This is a genomic window from Priestia taiwanensis (assembly GCF_014638355.1).
Classification (GTDB): domain Bacteria; phylum Bacillota; class Bacilli; order Bacillales; family Bacillaceae_G; genus Priestia_D; species Priestia_D taiwanensis.
Genome location: NZ_BMFK01000002.1, coordinates 185,647 through 206,243, shown reverse-complemented (window position 1 = coordinate 206,243; position 20,597 = coordinate 185,647). Strand labels below are relative to the sequence as shown.

The 20,597-nt window shown below is 38.8% G+C and carries 19 protein-coding genes; 17 read left to right on the top strand and 2 right to left on the bottom strand.

Going from position 1 to position 20,597, the window contains the following annotated elements; all coding sequences use genetic code 11:
* Window positions 1-66 precede the first annotated feature (66 nt).
* From nadB to yajC, 13 genes are all read left to right on the top strand, one after another.
* Window positions 67-1,581, top strand: coding sequence for an L-aspartate oxidase (gene nadB / locus IEV41_RS13185; RefSeq protein ID WP_229722239.1), 1,515 nt, complete (start codon window positions 67-69; stop codon window positions 1,579-1,581).
* Window positions 1,562-2,407, top strand: coding sequence for a carboxylating nicotinate-nucleotide diphosphorylase (gene nadC / locus IEV41_RS13180; RefSeq protein ID WP_188388974.1), 846 nt, complete (start codon window positions 1,562-1,564; stop codon window positions 2,405-2,407). Before nadB ends, nadC begins: the two co-directional genes overlap by 20 nt.
* On the top strand, window positions 2,404-3,504 hold the full coding sequence (gene nadA / locus IEV41_RS13175; protein WP_188388973.1) for a quinolinate synthase NadA: 1,101 nt from the start codon (window positions 2,404-2,406) through the stop codon (window positions 3,502-3,504). The genes nadC and nadA overlap by 4 nt, the downstream gene beginning before the upstream one ends.
* Before the next feature lie 149 nt (window positions 3,505-3,653).
* Window positions 3,654-5,243, top strand: a complete 1,590-nt coding sequence (locus IEV41_RS13170) for a LysM peptidoglycan-binding domain-containing protein (RefSeq protein ID WP_188388972.1) — start codon at window positions 3,654-3,656, stop codon at window positions 5,241-5,243.
* A gap of 138 nt (window positions 5,244-5,381) precedes the next feature.
* Window positions 5,382-6,125, top strand: a complete 744-nt coding sequence (nadE, locus tag IEV41_RS13165; protein ID WP_188388971.1) for an NAD(+) synthase — start codon at window positions 5,382-5,384, stop codon at window positions 6,123-6,125.
* 198 nt (window positions 6,126-6,323) lie between these two features.
* Window positions 6,324-6,830, top strand: a complete 507-nt coding sequence (locus IEV41_RS13160) for a DoxX family protein (protein WP_188388970.1) — start codon at window positions 6,324-6,326, stop codon at window positions 6,828-6,830.
* 316 nt (window positions 6,831-7,146) lie between these two features.
* Window positions 7,147-7,617, top strand: coding sequence for a BofC C-terminal domain-containing protein (locus IEV41_RS13155; protein ID WP_188388969.1), 471 nt, complete (start codon window positions 7,147-7,149; stop codon window positions 7,615-7,617).
* Window positions 7,618-7,766: 149 nt separating this feature from the next.
* Window positions 7,767-8,375 carry a Holliday junction branch migration protein RuvA gene (ruvA, locus tag IEV41_RS13150; RefSeq protein ID WP_188388968.1) on the top strand — a complete coding sequence of 203 codons (609 nt, stop codon included), beginning with the start codon at window positions 7,767-7,769 and terminating at the stop codon, window positions 8,373-8,375.
* A gap of 5 nt (window positions 8,376-8,380) precedes the next feature.
* The gene (gene ruvB / locus IEV41_RS13145) at window positions 8,381-9,382 is read left to right on the top strand and encodes a Holliday junction branch migration DNA helicase RuvB (protein WP_188388967.1); all 1,002 of its coding nucleotides are present in this window, start codon (window positions 8,381-8,383) and stop codon (window positions 9,380-9,382) included.
* Window positions 9,379-9,579 carry a DUF2905 domain-containing protein gene (locus IEV41_RS13140; RefSeq protein WP_373284242.1) on the top strand — a complete coding sequence of 67 codons (201 nt, stop codon included), beginning with the start codon at window positions 9,379-9,381 and terminating at the stop codon, window positions 9,577-9,579. The genes ruvB and IEV41_RS13140 overlap by 4 nt, the downstream gene beginning before the upstream one ends.
* A 164-nt stretch (window positions 9,580-9,743) precedes the next feature.
* On the top strand, window positions 9,744-10,772 hold the full coding sequence (gene queA / locus IEV41_RS13135) for a tRNA preQ1(34) S-adenosylmethionine ribosyltransferase-isomerase QueA (RefSeq protein WP_188388965.1): 1,029 nt from the start codon (window positions 9,744-9,746) through the stop codon (window positions 10,770-10,772).
* Between the two features lie 56 nt (window positions 10,773-10,828).
* Window positions 10,829-11,968 (top strand): tRNA guanosine(34) transglycosylase Tgt, encoded by a 1,140-nt coding sequence (gene tgt, locus IEV41_RS13130; protein ID WP_188388964.1) that lies wholly within the window; start codon window positions 10,829-10,831, stop codon window positions 11,966-11,968.
* A gap of 48 nt (window positions 11,969-12,016) precedes the next feature.
* Complete coding sequence (yajC, locus tag IEV41_RS13125) at window positions 12,017-12,277, top strand: preprotein translocase subunit YajC (protein ID WP_188388963.1); 261 nt, start codon at window positions 12,017-12,019, stop codon at window positions 12,275-12,277.
* 48 nt (window positions 12,278-12,325) lie between these two features.
* Here the strand turns inward: yajC and IEV41_RS13120 are convergent, their stop codons facing one another.
* Window positions 12,326-12,706 carry a TIGR04086 family membrane protein gene (locus tag IEV41_RS13120; RefSeq protein ID WP_188388962.1) on the bottom strand — a complete coding sequence of 127 codons (381 nt, stop codon included), beginning with the start codon at window positions 12,704-12,706 and terminating at the stop codon, window positions 12,326-12,328.
* A 237-nt stretch (window positions 12,707-12,943) separates the two neighbouring features.
* Here IEV41_RS13120 and IEV41_RS13115 point away from each other — a divergent pair, with 237 nt between their 5' ends.
* Window positions 12,944-13,579: a DUF421 domain-containing protein gene (locus IEV41_RS13115; RefSeq protein WP_188388961.1), complete on the top strand. Its 636-nt coding sequence runs from the start codon at window positions 12,944-12,946 to the stop codon at window positions 13,577-13,579.
* A 46-nt stretch (window positions 13,580-13,625) separates the two neighbouring features.
* Here the strand turns inward: IEV41_RS13115 and spoVB are convergent, their stop codons facing one another.
* A complete protein-coding gene (gene spoVB / locus IEV41_RS13110) occupies window positions 13,626-15,176 on the bottom strand; it encodes a stage V sporulation protein B (protein WP_188388960.1) in 1,551 nt (516 codons plus the stop codon).
* Between the two features lie 105 nt (window positions 15,177-15,281).
* On the opposite strand from spoVB, the gene IEV41_RS13105 reads away from it, so the two are divergent.
* The 3 genes from IEV41_RS13105 (at window position 15,282) to recJ (ending at window position 20,589) form a co-directional block, all read left to right on the top strand.
* Window positions 15,282-15,569 carry a post-transcriptional regulator gene (locus IEV41_RS13105; RefSeq protein ID WP_188388959.1) on the top strand — a complete coding sequence of 96 codons (288 nt, stop codon included), beginning with the start codon at window positions 15,282-15,284 and terminating at the stop codon, window positions 15,567-15,569.
* A 204-nt stretch (window positions 15,570-15,773) separates the two neighbouring features.
* Window positions 15,774-18,017 carry a protein translocase subunit SecDF gene (gene secDF, locus IEV41_RS13100; protein ID WP_188388958.1) on the top strand — a complete coding sequence of 748 codons (2,244 nt, stop codon included), beginning with the start codon at window positions 15,774-15,776 and terminating at the stop codon, window positions 18,015-18,017.
* Between the two features lie 253 nt (window positions 18,018-18,270).
* Complete coding sequence (recJ, locus tag IEV41_RS13095; RefSeq protein ID WP_188388957.1) at window positions 18,271-20,589, top strand: single-stranded-DNA-specific exonuclease RecJ; 2,319 nt, start codon at window positions 18,271-18,273, stop codon at window positions 20,587-20,589.
* The last annotated feature ends 8 nt before the right edge of the window (window positions 20,590-20,597 follow it).

The following is a 20,597-nucleotide window of genomic DNA, read 5'->3' as shown; positions in this document are numbered from 1 at the left end:
TATAAATCTATGTAAATATAGGTGTCAAGACAGTTGTAAAAAACAATGTAAAGAGAGGCGGAGGTTATGCCTAAGGATATAGATGTGTTAATCATCGGTAGTGGCATTGCAGCGCTAATGACAGCAGCGAGGTTGTGTACAAAGAAAAAGGTAGTCATTATTACGAAAAAGCATATACGAGACAGCAATTCGATGCTTGCGCAGGGTGGTGTTGCAGTTGCTATTGCAGAGGATGACGACTGGAAACATCATTTTGATGACACGATGAAAGCAGGATGCTATGCGAATAAAGAAGAAATGGTTGAATTGTTAGTAAAAGAAGGGCCAGGAATCATTCGTTCACTTATTGATGATGGATTGCTATTTGATCAAGATGAGGAGGGGAATCTTCTTCTCGGTCAAGAAGGTGCACATCGTATGAGAAGGATTTTGCATGCAGGTGGCGATCGTACAGGCGCTTTTTTAACAGAATATATGATTAAAAGGGTACAAGAGCATGCGACGATTATTGAGAATGAAACAGCTATTGATCTGCTTGTACGTGACGGTGTATGTGTGGGTGCTGTTACTCGAACAGAACAAGCGCGTATAAAAACGTATGTTGCGAAACATACAATTTTGGCGACAGGTGGTAGTGGGGGACTTTACCGATATACGTCTAATGCAGAAACAATTACAGGTGACGGTATCGCACTGGCATATCGTGCTGGATGCGAATTAGAGGATTTAGAGTTTGTTCAATTTCATCCGACGATGTTATATGTGAATGGTCACGCATATGGGCTTGTCTCTGAAGCTGTACGAGGGGAAGGCGCAATTCTTGTTACTCGAACAGGAGAACGAGTGATGCAAGGTGTGCATGAAATGGGAGACTTGGCACCGCGGGATGTTGTGTCGAGGGAAATATATAAGCGTATGTTGCAGAAGGAAGAGGTTTTTCTAGATATTTCAATGATTGCAAATTTCGAGAAGCGATTCCCTACTATTACAGCGTTGTGCCGTCAGTATGGTATTTCCATTGAAGGAGGCTCTATTCCAGTGGTACCAGGTGCACACTTTCATATGGGCGGTGTTAAAACGAATGAATATAGTGAAACGTCGATTCCTAATTTGTATGCAGTAGGTGAGGTGGCTTGTCAAGGAGTACACGGTGCAAATCGTTTAGCGAGCAATTCCTTGTTAGAAGGGCTTGTATATGGGAATCGTTTAGGTGAACACTTGTTATGCAACAAGCATAACGTATCCATCGACGATGTAGATTATGTAAGTATGCCATCTATTGGGTACTCCTTGCCAACACAAGAAGAAATACAGCATGTGATGATGGAATATGTAGGAATTGTACGTGAAGAAGTAAGGTTACTTCAGGCGAGGGAGTGGTTCGAATCATTTCTGTTACAAGGGGAAGTTCATGTTACGAGTTTCACAAATGAGCAGTTAACAACATACAACATGGTGACAGTTGGTTGGTTAATTACAAAATCTGCATTAGAACGAACGAGTAGTATTGGGGCACATTATCGACAAGATAGAGAAGGAATGGTAGAAGGGGTGACAGAGGATGAATATAGTAAAAGTTAAACGAGAAATGGAACGCTTCTTCCTCGAAGATATTGGTGAGCGAGATATCTCTGTTCAATATATTTTCAATGAGAATGATATAGGAGAAGGTGCTTTTGTAGCGAAAGTGAGTGGGGTATTGGCTGGAGTATCGTTAATTGAACTAGGATATGGACTATTAAGTTCGCGTGTGCTGGTCACGTATGAAAAAGCCGACGGAGATTATATACAAAAAGGTGATGTGATTGCAAGAGTAAGAGGGCCAATGCGTACGTTGTTATCGGGTGAGCGTGTCATATTAAATATGATACAGCGTATGAGTGGCATTGCAACAGCGACGAAAGAGATGGTAGAAGCATTAAATAGCGATCATACACGTATTTGTGATACACGAAAAACAATGCCAGGATTACGCATGTTTGATAAATATGCGGTAACATGTGGCGGAGGCTATAACCACCGTTATGGTTTATCGGATGGAGTTATGTTGAAAGATAATCATATTGCATATGCAGGATCAATAGGAGAAGCTGTTGCACAAGTAAGAGCATCGGTTGGGCATATGGTGAAAATTGAAGTAGAAACGGAAACTAAGGACCAAGTATTAGAGGCTATTGAGTCGAATGTAGATGTCATTATGTTTGATAATCGTTCTCCAGAAGAAGTTACGGAATATATGAAAATAGTACCTTCTCATATTGTAACAGAAGCGTCAGGTGGAATTGGATTACATAATATTTCCACATATCACCATACAGGTGTTGATTATATTTCGCTTGGGTGCTTAACGCATTCTGTTACAGCGTTAGATATTAGTTTCAATATTCGAGGGGGAATAAAAGGATGAACGTATTAGATTGGGTAAAGGAAGATATACTTCCAGCTAAATATAAAGAGATGACAGAAGAGGAAATGGTGAAGCGTGTCTGGAAGATTAAAGAGAAGCTAGGAGAAGACTTGTTCCTTCCGGGGCATCATTATCAAAAAGATGAAGTTGTACAATTCTCAGACGCAACGGGTGATTCATTGCAATTATCACAAATTGCAGAACAAAATAAAGAAGCGAAATATATTGTGTTCTGCGGTGTTCACTTTATGGCAGAAACAGCGGATATTTTAACAACGGACGATCAAGTGGTTATCTTACCTGATATGCGTGCCGGTTGCTCGATGGCAGATATGGCAGATATTCATCAAACAGAGCGTGCGTGGGAGAAGCTTCAAGAAATATACGATGATACGATTTTACCGATGACGTATGTGAACTCAACTGCAGCAATTAAAGCTTTCTGTGGGAAGAACGGTGGAACGACAGTAACTTCTTCAAATGCGAAGAAAGTAGTATCGTGGGCGTTTACGCAAAAGGAGCGTATTTTGTTTTTACCAGATCAGCATTTAGGAAGAAATACGGCATATGAGTTAGGGATTCCCTTGGAACAGATGGCGATTTGGGACCCACAAACCGATGAGCTAGTATATGAAGGGGACAAAGAAGATATTAAAGTTATTTTGTGGAAAGGTCATTGTTCTGTTCACGAGAATTTTACGGTGAAAAATATTGAATATATTCGTGCAACAAAACCAGATATGAACATTATTGTGCATCCCGAATGTAGTAGAGAAGTCGTTGCTCTGGCTGATTACAATGGCTCTACTAATTACATTATCGAAACAATTAAGAATGCGCCGTCTGGAACAAAATGGGCAATTGGAACCGAGATGAACTTAGTAAAACGTATTATTGCTACGTACCCGGATAAAGAAATTGTTTCGCTAAATCCGTATATGTGTCCTTGTTTAACCATGAACCGTATTGACTTACCACATTTATTATGGGCATTAGAAAATATCGAGCAAGGAAATATTGTGAATGAGATTCGTGTAGACAAAGATGTTGCAACAGATGCAAAACGAGCATTAGATCGAATGTTGACGTTATCGTAGGAAGGAAAGACTAGCATTCGATTGCTAGTCTTTTTTTCTTTTCTTTTTGTACATAATTACCATTTTGTACGCATACATTGTGGTGAAGTATCTATTATAAATTCTCTTCATTTATAAGTGATAGATAATGTATGCAGGAGGGAGAAGTAGTGAAAATCCATATCGTACAAAAAGGGGATACTCTTTGGACAATAGCGAAGAAGTATAATGTGAATTTTGATGAAGTAAAGCGTTTGAATGCGCAGTTGAGTAATTCAGAAGATGTAGCGCCGGGGATGAAAGTTAAAGTTCCTGTTGTAAGCACATCGGTTCGTAAAGCAAGGCCGGAAACGAAACAACATGTAGCGCAAGATGCTGGCAGGAAATTAGAGACATCTACTGAACAGGGAGAAGAAAGAAAAGAGGGCGGAGCAGGAAGTTTGTTCAAAGGATTATTACCATCATTCAAGGTACCTTCACCTGCTAAAACGAATGTACCAACTGCGCCAACCCCACCTGATATATCTGCAACACCGTTCTATACATTTGATATGGATATGAAAACGGAAGGGGAAGGACATCAGGGAGATATAAATGGGAAGGAGCAGGAAGAAATGGCTGAGAAGAAATCGAAGGCGTCGGTTCCAAATATGAACCCACAAGTAATTCCGAAAACGAACATGCCAACGTATGAAGAACCACAAGTGCCATATACTCCGCCTGTAAATATGCAAATGCAACCGGATAGTGCATCTACAGATTCACAAGCACCACAGATGACGCCATTTATGGGCTATCCACAAACATCAAATCAACAAGCACCAATGCAAGAGCAACAAATGGGCTATCAGCAAGTTCCAATGCAAGAACAACAGCCGCAAATGCCAAATCCACAAATGGGCTATCAACAAGTGCCACCGTATATGCCATATATGCCTTATCCGCAAGTATCTCCGTATATGCATGCATATGGATATGGTTATGGTGCACCGGTTGGATATGGAGGTTATGCACCGTACCCTTATTATCAACCAATGATGAATCCATATGATTGTGGGTGTGTGGACGGAGCGATGCCGTATATGCCAGTAGCACCGCCGGGAGCTTATTTCCCTCAAGGGGGTTTCCCACCACAAGCAAGGATGTCTCCGCAAGATGAGTATGGAAGTTATGCACAGCAAGGAGGCTTCCCACCAGAAGCATACCAACAACAAGGAGGTTTCCCGCCACCAGAAGCATATCGTCAACAAGGAGGTTTCCCACCGCCAGAAGCATATCAACAACAAGGAGGTTTCCCACCGCCGGAAGTGTACCAACAACAAGGAGGCTTCCCGCCACCAGAAGCATATCGTCAACAAGGAGGCTTCCCACCACCAGAGGCATATCAACAACAAGGAGGCTTCCCGCCACCAGAAGCATATCGTCAACAAGGAGGCTTCCCATCGCCAGAAGCATATCAACAACAAGGAGGCTTCCCACCACCAGAGGCATACCAACAACAAGGAGATTTCCCACCATCAGAAGTATATCAACAGAAAGGTGGGTTTCAAGAAACTCCACAAGCAGCTTATCCAGTGAGAAATGAAATGAGTAAGGAGCAATATGAGAGTGATGCATACCAAGCTTCTCTCCCATTTCAACCAAATAGTCCGTTTCATCCATCTTCGGTAGGGGTAGCACAAGATAATGCCTCTTATTATAGGGAAGAGGAAGAGAATTCTTTATTTGGACCACCAATTTTTGATGAGGATAACCATTAATTATTAAGAGAGTGAAGCTTTTATGCTTTACTCTTTTTTATATGGATATTAAACAGAAAAGTCATTTGCATAAAGAAGATAGGAGGGGTAAAATAACGCTATGATGAAATATTGTCCCGTATAGGAAGGAAGAGTGACATGGAGAAGAAAATTGAACATTTAGTACAATGGCTTCAACAAAAGGTGAAGGAGGCAAATGTCCAAGGATTAATTGTTGGAATTAGCGGGGGAATTGACTCTGCTGTTGTTGCACATTTAATTAAGCGTGCGTGCCCGAGTGATTCTTTAGGCGTTATTATGCCGACGAAGAGCAACCCGCAAGACAAAATTGATGCGCTTAAAGTAGTAGATAGCTGTGGTATTAACCATGTTGTCGTTGAATTAACAGAAACGCATAATACGTTGTTCCAAGCGATTGAAGAACAACTACAAGCAAAAGGGGAATGGCAGGAAGAACGTTCTACATTAGGTGACGCGAATACACGAGCACGTTTACGCATGACAACATTATATGCAGTAGCAAACAACTATAATTATCTTGTTGTGGGCACGGATAATGCAGCTGAATGGTTAACAGGATACTTTACGAAGTATGGTGATGGTGGAGTAGATTTAGTGCCACTTGTTCACTTAACAAAAGGTGAAGTTCGTGAGATGGCGAGAGCATTAGGCGTACCAGAAGATGTTATTACGAAAGCCCCGAGTGCTGGTCTGTGGGAAGGTCAAACAGATGAGAATGAAATGGGTACAACATATGACATGATTGATTTATATTTAAAAGGAAAAGACATTCCTGATAAAGACCGTGAAATCATCGAACGTTTACATAAACGCTCAGAGCATAAGCGTCAATTAGCAGCAGCACCATCGGAATTTGTATAATAGTATAGGAGCTCTCTTATCTGAAAAAGATGAGAGGGCTTTTGGTTTTAGTGGGAAAAAGTGAACATTTTGTGAACACGCACTAATTTGTGAAGAAGTTCACAAATTAGACATGGAATAATTCTGACTCTTTGTATATGATGGGGATGTAAGAAAAGTACAACAGAGAAGTACAAGAGAGAAGGGAAGGCGATTTAAGTGGTAATTAATTTTTTACGCACTAATAAGATGGCCGCAGTTGCGCTAACAGCAATTCGTGTATATGTAGGCTATCTTTGGTTAACAGCAGGTTGGAAGAAAGTAACTGGAGGATTTGATGCTTCTGGTTTTATTAAAGGGACTATTGCAAAATCAACAGGTGAGAATCCGTCTGTAGCTGGTTGGTGGGGATCATTCTTAGAGAATGTTGCGTTACCTGGAGCAGATGTATTTAATATATTAGTTGCATACGGAGAGCTTTTTGTAGGACTTGGACTTATTTTAGGATGCTTAACGAAGACAGCTGTATTCTTTGGAATGGTTATGAACTTTTCATTCTTATTCAGTGGAACAGTAAGTTCTAATGCACTAATGGTATTATTATCTATCTTTATTATTGTTGCTGGTACGAATGCAGGTAAGTTTGGAGTAGACGGATTCTTAACGCCATTTTTACGTAAAAAAGGAATCGTTAAATCAGATCACTCAACACCTAAAGCAGCATAATGGAATAAATTGAGTAAAAAATAACCTGAAATATATACTTGTGATATAGAGCATTCAGTGTTATATTAATAAAGCGATGAGCTAATTTGTGTAAGTCGAGGAGCATGCCGGAAGGTTAAACACGTGAATGTGGTCACGTGGTTTCTCGCCACAAAACGCATCAAGACGCCTGCATAGTGCAGGCGTCTTTTCTTGTATATAGTGAAAAGTGAATAATAGGATAAGAAACTTTCTTGTACGCTAGAGGATAAATATACTAGAAATGGTCAAAATATAGATGTAATAATATACATTTCTCATAGAAGAGGTGATGGTGATGAAACGTATTGTATGCATGGTGGTATTTATATGTCTCACGATGGGAGTAGGACGTGTCCATGCGGATTCGGAGATCACAATTCTATTGCAGCGAGTATATGTCGGCGGAGATATAAGTGAAGAAATTTACACAGCAAAAGAAGTATCTGTTGAATCTTTGTTGCAAAAGTATGAGGGGTGGAAGTTAGTTGATTATGATGATGAGCAAATTACCCTTCAGAAATATATAGATGATATTTCACCTATCATTAAGACAAGTGGTTACTTTGGTCTCGGTGATGATGGAACGTTGAAGATCTTTGAAGGGACGCCAAGAGAAGAGAAGGTAATTCATTCATTCTTTCAAATAGATACGAAAAAACTGCAAAGTTATAAGAAACAACGATTAAAGAATGGGATTCGTGTCAAATCAAAGTTTACATTTGAAAGAGTATTGAAAGACTTAAAAAACTATGCGAAAGAAAATTGAAGTATGATATGATAAAAAAGAAGGGAACAAACGTTTTTGTTTTCCTTCTTTTTTCTATGATATACGCATAAAATGGAGAGAAAGTTTCGCTTCATCCTATGTAAAAGTGTGTTAAAATGGAATACAGTGTGTAAAAGGAGAGGTAATGAGTGTTTGATTATATAACAGGAATTGTTACATTTGTTGGACCGCAGTATGTTGTTGTCGATCATAACGGCATTGGGTATCAAATTGTGACGCCAAATCCATACGTCTTTAAACGAAGTGAGGAAACAATTAAAGTTTATACATATCAATATGTACGAGAAGATGTTATCGCTTTATATGGATTTACTTCTCGTCAACAACGTGAAATGTTTATGAAGCTATTAAATGTATCGGGTATTGGTCCAAAAGGTGCTTTAGCGATTTTGGCGAGCGGACAACCAGAGCAAGTAGTAGAAGCGATCGAGAATGAAAATGAAACATTTTTAGTGAAGTTCCCTGGCGTCGGGAAGAAGACGGCACGCCAAATGATTCTTGATTTAAAAGGCAAGTTAAATGACGTTGTAGCTGTGTCATACGATTTATTCTCTGAACATATACCAGAAGAGGCAACATCTTCGAATGATTTAGAAGAAGCGTTAGAGGCGCTGAAAGTATTAGGATATGCAGAGCGTGAAATTAGCCGTATCGTTCCAACGTTACAAAAAGACAAGCTTTCAACAGATGAATATATTAGGAAGGCACTACAGTTATTATTAAATGGTAAGAGGTGATCGTGATGGATGAGCGCTTAGTTTCTGGTGATTCCACGTATGAAGAACAAGAAATAGAATTTTCTCTTCGTCCACAAAATCTTACCCAATATATTGGACAAGATAAAGTAAAGCATAATTTGCAAATCTTTATTGAGGCTGCGAAACTTCGTCACGAAGCTTTAGATCACGTGTTGCTATATGGTCCTCCGGGACTTGGGAAAACAACATTAGCGGCAATTATTGCAAATGAGATGGGGGTAAACCTTCGAACAACATCAGGTCCTGCAATTGAACGACCGGGTGATTTAGCTGCAGTCTTAACGGCTCTTGAACCGGGCGATGTATTGTTCATCGATGAAATTCACCGTTTGCATCGATCTGTCGAAGAAGTATTATACTCAGCGATGGAAGATTTCTGTCTGGATATTGTCATTGGAAAAGGGCCAACAGCGAAAAGTGTACGTGTTGACTTGCCACCATTTACATTAGTAGGTGCAACAACAAGAGCGGGAATGTTGTCAGCACCGCTTCGAGATCGTTTCGGTGTACTTTGTCGATTGGAATATTACGAAGAGTATGATTTAGCGAATATCGTGGAGCGAACAGCAGATGTGTTCACTATTGGAATTGAACAAGAGGCAACGATAGAAATTGCGAGAAGGTCACGTGGTACACCACGAATTGCAAATCGCTTGTTACGCCGTGTGCGAGATTTTGCCCAAGTAAGGGGCGACGGGACGATTACGAATGAGATTACACGTACTGCCCTCGAATTACTCCAAGTAGATAAGCGTGGACTAGATCATATTGATCATAAGTTACTGCGTGGTATTATTGAACGATTCCGTGGCGGACCAGTTGGCTTAGAAACAATTGCTGCATCGATTGGAGAAGAAGCACATACGATTGAAGATGTATATGAACCATACTTATTGCAAATCGGTTTCTTACAACGAACACCTCGAGGACGTGTTGTGACGCATCTTGTGTATGAACATTTCCAAATAGAGGTACCAGAGAAATAATGGATATGCAAAAAGGGTTTATTATCTTAGGTATTGTTTTCATTGTAATTGGGGTGTTATGGAAGTTTATTGGTAAGCTACCAGGTGATATTGTCGTAAAGAAGGAGAATGTTTCTTTTTATTTTCCAATTGTTACGTGCATGCTTATTAGCGGGATTTTATCACTCGTCTTCTACATTATTAGTCGTTTTAAATAAAAGAAGAGAACAACATGAAAAGTTGGCTTATTACCAAATTATGTGGTTGGTTTTTTTAAAACGAATGTTTTATGCACGGATGGAAAGCGTCTACTCGGAGTGAAGTGCTACCAACCATGTTTTTGGTGACGAACTGAAAAGTTATATGGAAAATAGGTGGAATTATGGATGTAAATTTATTTGATTTTCATTTACCAGAAGAATTAATTGCCCAAACACCACTTCTAGAGCGTGAAACATCGCGCCTAATGGTGTTAAATAAAGAAACGGGTGAAGTGAAGCATGAAACATTTTCACACATTCTTTCTTATTTAGAAGAAGGAGATTGCTTAGTTTTAAATGAAACGAAAGTAATGCCTGCTCGTCTGTATGGGCAAAAAGAAGATACAGGTGCTTCTATTGAAGTATTATTATTAACACAAGAAGAACAAGATGTGTGGGATACACTTGTGAAGCCAGCGAAGCGTGTGAAAGAAGGATCGGTCATTACATTCGGTGACGGACGCCTAAAAGCAACATGTATCGGATTAGGTGAACAAGGTGGAAGAAAACTGAAGTTTGAATACGATGGTATTTTTTATGAGATACTGGATTCATTAGGAGAAATGCCACTTCCGCCGTATATTAAGGAACGATTAGAAGATCGTGATCGTTATCAGACAGTATATGCGAAGGAAGTTGGATCTGCGGCAGCACCGACAGCTGGACTTCACTTTACAGAATCATTATTAGAGGAAATTAAAGCAAAGGGAATTCGCGTCGCATTTATTACGCTTCATGTAGGACTTGGTACATTCCGACCTGTTTCAGTGGAAAATGTACTTGAACATGATATGCATGCAGAGTATTATCATATGAGTGAAGAAACAGCGAACCTATTGAATATCGTCAAAGCAGAAGGTGGTCGTATTGTCTCAGTAGGTACTACTTCTACTCGTACGCTTGAAACAATTGCAAGTAAGCATGACGGGAAGTTTGTTGCAGAATCAGGTTGGACGAGTATTTTCATCTATCCTGGTTATGAATTCAAAGCAATTAATGGTATGATTACGAACTTCCATCTACCAAAATCAACGTTAATTATGTTAATTAGTGCATTAGCTGGTAGAGACAATGTAATGGCAGCTTACGAGGAAGCTGTAAAAGAGAAATATCGTTTCTTTAGTTTCGGAGACGCGATGTTTATTAAATAAAGATGAGGTTCATCATGAAGGGAGGCATCTACGAGTTTTTTTCGTAGAGATATACATTGACAGCGATACGTTATGAATTAATTAAAACATGTAAACAAACTGGTGCGCGTTTAGGACGTGTACATACACCGCACGGTTCATTTGATACACCTGCATTTATGCCGGTAGGAACGTTAGCGACTGTAAAGACATTCACGCCAGAAGAGATTGCTGGAATGGGTGCAGGAATTATTTTAAGTAATACATATCATTTATGGTTACGTCCAGGTCATGAAATTGTAGAGGAGGCTGGTGGCCTTCATAAGTTTATGAACTGGGATGGCGCAATTTTAACAGACTCTGGTGGTTTCCAAGTCTTTAGTTTAAGTGAATTCCGTCGCATTGAGGAAGAAGGAGTACATTTCCGTAACCATTTAAACGGAGATAAGTTATTCTTATCACCGGAAAAGGCTATGGAAATTCAAAATGCGTTAGGTTCTGATATTATGATGGCATTCGATGAGTGTCCACCATTCCCTGCAACGCATGAGTACATGAAGAAGTCTGTAGAGCGTACGAGTCGTTGGGCCGAGCGTTGCTTAGAAGCACACAAACGTCCACAAGACCAAGGGCTATTTGGTATTGTACAAGGCGGGGAGTATGAAGATTTACGTCGTCAAAGTGCACAAGACTTAATTTCAATGGACTTCCCTGGATATGCAGTAGGCGGTTTATCGGTAGGAGAGCCAAAAGACGTAATGAACCGTGCGTTAGAGTTCACGACACCGTTATTACCAACAAACAAGCCACGTTACTTAATGGGTGTAGGTTCACCTGACTCATTAATTGATGGAGCGATGCGTGGTATCGATATGTTTGACTGCGTATTACCGACACGTATTGCACGTAACGGTACATGCATGACATCAGAAGGTCGTCTAGTTGTAAAGAATGCGAAATATGCGCGTGATTTCGGTCCATTAGACCCGAATTGTGATTGCTACACATGTAAAAATTACAGCCGTGCATACATTCGTCACTTAATTCGTTGTGATGAGACGTTAGGAATTCGTTTAACCTCTTATCATAACATTTATTTTCTGTTAAAATTAATGGAGCGAGTAAGAGAGGCAATTAAAGAAGACCGCTTAGGCGACTTCCGTGAAGAGTTCTTTGAGCAATATGGTTTCAACAAACCTAATGCGAAGAACTTCTAGTTTTTTCTTCTAGCTTCAGTAATAATATTTTTTTAGGAGGTACAGAACATGGAAATGATTATTCAGTTTTTACCATTTATCGCGGTAATCGTAGTATTCTACTTCTTGTTAATTCGTCCACAGCAAAAGCGTCAAAAGGCAGTTCTTTTAATGCAAAGTGAATTAAAAGCTGGTGACAAAGTTGTAACAATCGGTGGATTCCACGGTATTATCGATTCTATTACAGACGATGTAGTTGTAATTAAATCTGGTGATGGTTCTCGCTTAACGTTCGACCGTAACGCAATTCGTGAATCAGTACAAGCATAATACTACGTACATAAAAAATCTTGGGACGAGTTCCCAAGATTTTTTTTATTACTGTCGATTGCTTGCAATATTCACCCCAATAATGGAACCTACGATACAGGTACCTATAAATCCCGTGAAAAACAGCAGTTGTGAGCTAGTGAAAGAGCTGCTGTATGCAAGAAATTTAATAAGGAAAAGAAGTAAAATGAAGAAGGTTCCTGTAGCCCCTCCGATTAGCCATCCTTTCTCTTTTCCTTTCACTCCTGATACGAATCCACCAACGAACATAATAATGAATGCTGTGATAAGTAGAATGGTTGAAAGGGATGTTTCTGTCATATTTGTAGATTTAATTAGAACGGCAAAAAAGAAAGTAAAGAAAAGAAACATGAAGCAAATAGTAATGAAACCGTATAAAATACCCTTTCCCATTTGTTTTGAATCCATCTTTCATCGACTCCTTTTAAAAATGACTATGTACTCCCATTCAACTTCGTAGTAGTTCAGTAAAGAAACGTGGTGAAATGGAAGATTGGCTTTATACAAGCATATTCTTGTACTGTAAAAATAGACCCTTCAATATAGGACGAGTTTCGCCATTTAAAGACGAACGAAAATGGATATGATCCTACTAATTGTGGCAATAATAGTGATGTGATTATAACGATTATAGGAGAGAGAAAGATGGAGTATGTAGTTCTTGGTTTCCGAACGTTAGTTGTATATCTTGTTATCGTTATTATTTTTCGCTTAATGGGAAAGAGGGAAGTAGGAGAGTTGAGTTTATTAGATTTAGTTATTTTTATTATGATTGCAGAATTGGCCTCGATGTCGATTGAAAATGCAGAGATGCCGTTCTTTGATGCAATCTTGCCAATGATTATTTTAATGATTGTTCAAATTTCACTAGCAGCTATTTCTATTAGAAGTAGAAGGTTTAGAAAAATTATTGATGGTGAGGCTGTTATCATTGTGAACAAAGGCAAGATAGATGAGAAGATGATGCGCAAACAACGGTATAATTTAGACGATTTATTATTACAGTTGCGAGAGCAACAAATTGGGGATGTTCGTGATGTGGAGTATGCTATTCTTGAGGCTTCTGGAAATTTATCCGTTTTTGTAAAGAATCATCAGTCATCTATGTTTGTTTATCCACTTATTCTAGATGGTGCTGTACAAGAAGTATATTTAGAGAGAATAGGGAGGACGAATTTATGGTTGCGACAACAATTGAAAGAACTAGGTTATACGGATTTAAAGCGTATTTCATATTGTAGTTATCGAAATGGAGAGTTTTTTGTTGATATGAAAGAATAGAATCGCCAATTTATATCTATTGATATGTTGGCGATTCTATTGTTTTTTAAAATAGTTTCTTTATGAGTGGGAATTTCTTCAGTTCTTCTCTCCGGATAAGTTTGAACATGATGAGTAGGAAAAGGTAGAGAAGTGTGGTGAATACAATCCAACTAATTGTTTGAATAAGAAGAGAAGTAGAAAGTGTAACATGGTGGTATAAATAGTATCCGCCGCCACCTGCGAAAAGAATGGCGATGATTGTGCCGATGTATTCTCGGATATAAATAGTAAAAGGCATTGCTTTTAGCACGGTTGCGAAGTGAAGAAATGTGACAGTTAGCATACCGGCGCATATTGCGATTGCTGCGCCCATGATTTGGAATTCAGGGCGTGATACAAGAAGGAAGATGCATGCAATCTTAACTATGTTGCCAACAAGACTATTTATCATTGCGGCGTTGGCAAGATCGAGTGCTTGTAAAATAGCTTGAAGAGGGCCTTGTAAGTAAAAGAAAATAAAACATGGTGCCATCATATGAATATAAATGGCTGATTTATCTGTGCCGTACATAAGCTGGAGAATTGGCGCAGCAAATACAAACATGATGAGCGCAGACCAACCACCTGCAATAAAAGAGAAACGCATTGCTTGTTGGAGACGGAATTCAATGAGACGTTTATGTTTTTTTGCGAGTGCCTCGCTAATGGACGGAACAAGTGACGTTGATAGAGCGTAACTAATAAAAGATGGTAATAGCAAAAGAGGGAGCGCATAACCAGTTAGTTCCCCATATTGCTTCGTTGCTACAGCAGAAGCAACGCCAGCGATAGCAAGGCTTTGTGCCACAACAATCGGTTCAAAGAAGTATGAGATAGAACCAATTAAGCGACTTCCTGTTGTTGGAAGGGAAATTTTCATTAAATCGTGAAAGGTTCTCTTACCTGATTGAATGGTTTGTTTCACATTTTCTCGTAATTTTACATCTTTAGAGCGATGAAAAATGATATACATGTATATCAAGGAAGCTAACTCTCCGCATACAGCAGAAATCATTGCGCCGCTAGCGGCGAACTCTACGCCATATGGTAGAAGTGTATTTGTACATACAGCTACGAGTGCAATTCTTGTTATTTGTTCAATAATTTGAGAGATAGCGGTTGGACGCATATTCTGAATTCCTTGGAAGTAGCCGCGGATAACCGCTGAAATTGCAACAATTGGGATGATTGGAGAGATGGCTAGAAGTGGATAAAGTGTTCTAGGGTCAGTAAACATAATATTTGCTAATAAAGGAGCTAGTGTTACGAGAAGTAATGTAAAGACAATGCTTAGTAAGGTTGTGACGGTAAGAGATACAACGAGAATTCGTTTCACCCGTTGTTTATCACCTACTGCATTTGCTTCGGCAACGAGTTTGGAAATGGCGACTGGTAGTCCTAATTGAGTTAATGTAATAGCTAGAAGTAAGGTTGGAACTGCCATCATGTAGAGACCTACTCCTTCTTCTCCCATAATTCTAGCAATGACAATTCGATTGACGAATCCAAGGATTTTTGTAATGAAGCCCGCGGCAATTAAGATAAGTGTACCTCGTATGAATGTTTGCTTTGACATTGTGTTTCCCACCTTCTCAAACAGTTAAGAATGTTTTACAATTATATATATGCACAGGGGTGGGCCAAGCATTCCATGTGATGGTTGTTAAAAGGAGGAAGTACGATGAAAACTGCAAAAGAACATCCTGTTGATAAGCATCGAGATGAATTAGCAGAGGTAATTATGAGTAAAGTAGAAGAATTTCATTTCTTAGGATATGACCGTGTAACGGTAGAGGAAATATGGGATTGCTTGAAGAAGAAGAAATGGAAGAAGTATAAAGAAGATAAATTGTTGCATCAACTTGTTAATGATGTACTATCATTGTCACCAAGTGAATTTATGAATTACTTAACAATTGAGGCGCAAAATGCATCACCTGAGTGGTTCTTCAAAGATTATGAAAAATAATATGAGAACTTTTGTGGAAATTTCTTTCTAGAAAATACGCTTCTAGGAGATGGAAGTGGTATAATTATGAAAGTATTTTAGTGTAAAAAGCATAGACAAATAAAATGGGAGGAGGACACGTTACGGACTTATAGGTTAGTATTTATAGCTAACATTACAGAGTTGAAAGAATTATAAGCCTTTCGTGACGTAATCATACATAATATGGTGAAAAGAAGTAGAATTGTTGCGTTCTTCTTACTCGTTATTCTATTAGTGACAACAATTGGAACGACAACGACAAAAACAACTGATAATATCAAGCTGGGGCTTGATTTGCAAGGTGGCTTCGAGATTTTATATGAAGTACACCCAGCAAAAGATGGTGACATCATCAATGAAGAGGCGTTAAAGAGTACGGTTAAAGCACTTGATAAGCGTATTAACGTATTAGGTGTAAGTGAACCGAATATTCAAATTGAAGGTGACAATCGTATTCGTGTTCAATTAGCGGGCGTAACAGATCAAAATAAAGCTCGTGAAATTTTATCAACACAAGCAAAATTATCATTCCGTGATGCGGATGATGTATTATTAATGGATGGTTCAGATTTGAAAGAAGGTGGCGCGAGTCAACAGTTTGATGAACACCGTCCAATCGTTTCATTGAAATTAAAAGATGCAGCAAAATTTGCGGATGTAACAGGGAAAGTATTGGCGAAGGCTCCAGCTAATCAAATGGCAATTTGGTTAGACTTTGAAGAAGGTGTAGATTCTTTCAAATCAACAACACCTAAATATATTTCCGCTCCGCATGTAAATGAAGTATTAGATACAACAGATGTCCAAATTTCAGGAAACTTCACAGTAGAGGAAGCAAAAGAACTTGCTAGTTTATTAAATGCAGGAGCACTTCCAGTAGAATTAGAAGAAATATATTCTACTTCTGTTGGTGCATCGTTCGGTGAAGCAGCATTAGAGAAAACCATTTTCGCAAGTTATATCGGAATAGGATTAATTCTATTATTTATGCTTGTGTATTACCGTCTTCCAGGTTTAGTAGCTGTTATTACGCTTGCTGCTTACGTATATTTAGTATTACTCGTATTTGACTGGATGAACGCAGTATTAACATTACCGGGTATTGCAGCGCTTGTACTTGGGGTAGGTATCGCTGTTGACGCGAATATCATTATGTACGAGCGTATTAAAGATGAATTAAAAGTAGGTAAGTCTGTACGTTCGGCATTCCGTTCTGGTACGAAGCGTTCGCTAGGTACTATTTTAGATGCCAACTTAACAACTTTACTAGCTGGTGGCGTTATGTACGCATTTGGTACAAGCTCTGTTAAAGGGTTTGCGACGTCATTAATTGTTAGTATTTTAGTGTCATTCATTACGTGTGTATTTGGAACACGCATGATTCTTTCGTTATTAGTAAATAGTCGTGCTTTTGATAAGAAGCCAACATGGTTCGGAGTAAAGAAAAAAGGTATTATGTCATTAGCAGATACGGATAAGACAATTTACCCGCCGACTATTTTCGATCGTATTGATTTTGTGAAAATCGGAAATCGTTGTCTAGCATTCTCGGCAGTTATAACGGTTGTGGGGATTATCGTATTATTCGTTTTCAAATTAAACTTAGGTATTGATTTCGTAAGTGGAACGCGTATTGAATTTACAGCAAAAGAATCATTAACGACAGAAGACGTACGTGGTACAATTACATCGGTTCCAGGGGTAACGGTTGAGCCGAAAGACGTAACAGTTTCTGGTGATAACAATACGATGGGTGTTGTTCGCACAATTGATACGTTGGATAAAGATGAAATCGCAACATTGAAGCAGCATGTAAAAGATAAGTACGGTGCAGAGCCGAATGTTAGTACGGTATCACCAACTGTAGGAAAAGAGTTAGCACGGAGTGCCTTATATTCGGTGTTAATTGCATCGATTGGGATTATTTTATACGTAACAATTCGATTTGAGATTTTCTTCGCATTGGCCGCAATTGTTGCGTTGTTACATGATGCATTCTTTATTATTACGTTCTTTAGTATTTTCCAAATTGAAGTGGATGTTACCTTCATCGCAGCGGTATTAACAATTATCGGTTATTCGATTAATGATACGATTGTTACGTTTGATCGAATTCGTGAAAATATGAAGTTAAGAAAGCAAGTTCGTACGAAAGAAGAATTACGAGATATTGTAAATGATGCACTGCGTCAAACGTTGACTCGTTCGGTGAACACCGTCTTAACGGTAGTATTCACAGTTGTTGCATTGTATGTATTTGGTAGTGAAGCAATTGCCAACTTCTCGTTAGCGTTATTAGTTGGTTTAATTGCAGGTGCATACTCTTCAATCTTCGTTGCATCACAGCTATGGTTAATGTGGAAAGCAAAAACATTAAACAAGCCAGTAAAGAAAAAAGTAAAGACTTCGGACGAACCACAAGTATAAGGTAGAAGGAAGATTTCAAGGGGCAAGAGTACCTTGGAATCTTTTTTTATTAGGGAATCGAATCGGAAAAATAGTTGTTAATAGGAGATAAGGGGTACCCTTTACTTGGAGAAGTATTCGATTAATCTAATGTTTATGGATTGTTTGGCTTTATGAGATGAATAGAATAATTACTGTTTGTTCGTACGGGATAAATTTCTATTTACCATCTAATAGGTCATTTAGTATAATAGGTTGGTTGAGGGGTGATAGCTTGTTACAGGCGAAAGCACGTTGGTTAAAGAAAGAAATGGATAAAGAGAAAGTAGAGCGTTTATCCCATGAACTTGGTATAACATCTCTTATTTCTTCGTTGCTTGTACAGCGTGGATTTGAAACATCAGAAACAGCAAGGTCATTTCTAAATCACGAAGAAACATTTCACGATCCGTTTCTATTAGAAGATATGGAGAAAGCTGTTACTCGTATAAAGGATGCAATTGCACAGAACGAAAAGATATTAGTATATGGAGATTATGATGCGGACGGCGTGAGTAGTACTACTGTTCTAATGACAGCGCTCAAAGAGTTACATGCCAATGTTGATTTTTATATACCGAATCGCTTTACAGAAGGGTATGGCCCGAATGAGGGAGCGTTCCGTCGTGCGAAGGAGATGGGATATTCTATTATCATAACAGTTGATACAGGAATATCTGCGGTGAATGAAGCTGCATTAGCAAAAGAATTAGACATGGATTTAATTATTACCGATCATCATGAAGTACCACCAGTTGTACCAGATGCATATGCCATTATTCATCCGAAAATGGATGGGTCTGCTTATCCGTTTAAGGAACTGGCCGGGGTAGGTGTTGCATTTAAAGTAGCACATGCGCTCCTTGGACGTTTGCCAGAACATTTATTAGAACTCGCAGTGATTGGTACGGTAGCAGATTTAGTACCATTACATGATGAGAATCGTTTAATTGTGAAGGAAGGTATTGCACGGTTACAACATACGAAAAATATTGGTTTGAAGGCGTTATTATCTATTTGTGGTTTGAATGGAAAAGAATTGTCTGAAGAGAGTATAGGTTTCTCAATAGGACCGCGTATTAATGCAGTTGGACGTTTGCAATCAGCACATCCTGCGGTTGATTTATTATTAACAGAGGATACAGAAGAAGCGGAAAGTATTGCGGAATTTATCGATAGTTTAAATAAAGAACGTCAACAAATTGTAAATACGATTACGGAAGAAGCTATTGCAGAAGTAGAAGCAAATAATTACGTAGAAAATGGCAGCGTTCTTGTATTAGCAAAAGAAGGCTGGAATGTCGGTGTCATCGGAATTGTTGCTTCGAGACTTGTTGATAAATATAGTTGTCCGGCAATTGTTCTTGGTATTGATGCGGAAAAAGGAATAGCAAAAGGTTCTGCTCGTAGTATTCGCGGATTTGACTTGTTTGCCAACTTATCTGATTGCCGAGACATTTTACCACACTTTGGTGGTCATCCGATGGCGGCTGGTATGACGTTAAGTATGGATGATGTAGATGAACTGCGTAATCGTTTGAATGCTTTCGCAAATGAACAATTAACAGAAGAGGATTTCATTCCTACGATGGAAGTTGACTTAGAGTGTACGGTAGAAGAGGTTACGTTAGAAGTAATTGAACAAATGAAGATGCTTGCTCCGTATGGGGTTGGTAATCCAAAGCCGTATGTGATGATTTGTGATGCACATGCAGATGGTATTCGCAAAATTGGCGGAAATGGAAATCATCTGAAAATGACGCTGTGTGATAACGGAACTTCGTTAGATACAGTAGGATTTGGATTTGGAGCTGTTTATGATCATCTTTCGAAAGAGGCGAAAGTATCCGTTTTAGGTGAATTATCAATTAATGAATGGAATAATATCAAAAAGCCACAACTAATGATGAAGGATATTCGCGTAGATGATTGGCAATTGTTTGATGTGAGAGGAAGTAAAGATATACAGAAAGTCATTTCTTCGGTAGAGAAAGACTCACTTTGTATTATTGCTTTCCAGGAGTCAACGAGTAGCCATATTAATGGCTATGAAGAATGTTTTTATTTTATTGATTCAGTTGAAGAAGCTTCGCATATCGAATTGCTAAACAAAAATGTTGTCTTTCTTGATTTACCATCGTCAGAAGATGTCATGCGTGCGTTATTTGAGAATGGATATCCTTCAAGAATTTATACGATGTTTGCCACGCAGGAAACGCATCTATTTGAAACGAATCCGACGCGTGACCATTTCAAATGGTATTATGGATTCTTGATGAAATATAGCCCTTTCCATATGAAACGACAGGCTGAACAAGTGTTAAAGCATAAAGGATGGTCAAAAGAAACATTAACTTTCATGACACAGGTGTTTTTTGAGTTAGAATTTGTTACAATAGACGATGGTGTCGTGACACTAGTGAACAAAGCGGTAAAGCGTGACTTGTTAGAATCACCGACATACCAAAACAAGCAAGCAAAAATGAAATTAGAAAATGAGTTGCTTTATTCTTCTTATCAAGAACTAAAAGAATGGTTTGAAGCATTAAAGTAACGTTAGCC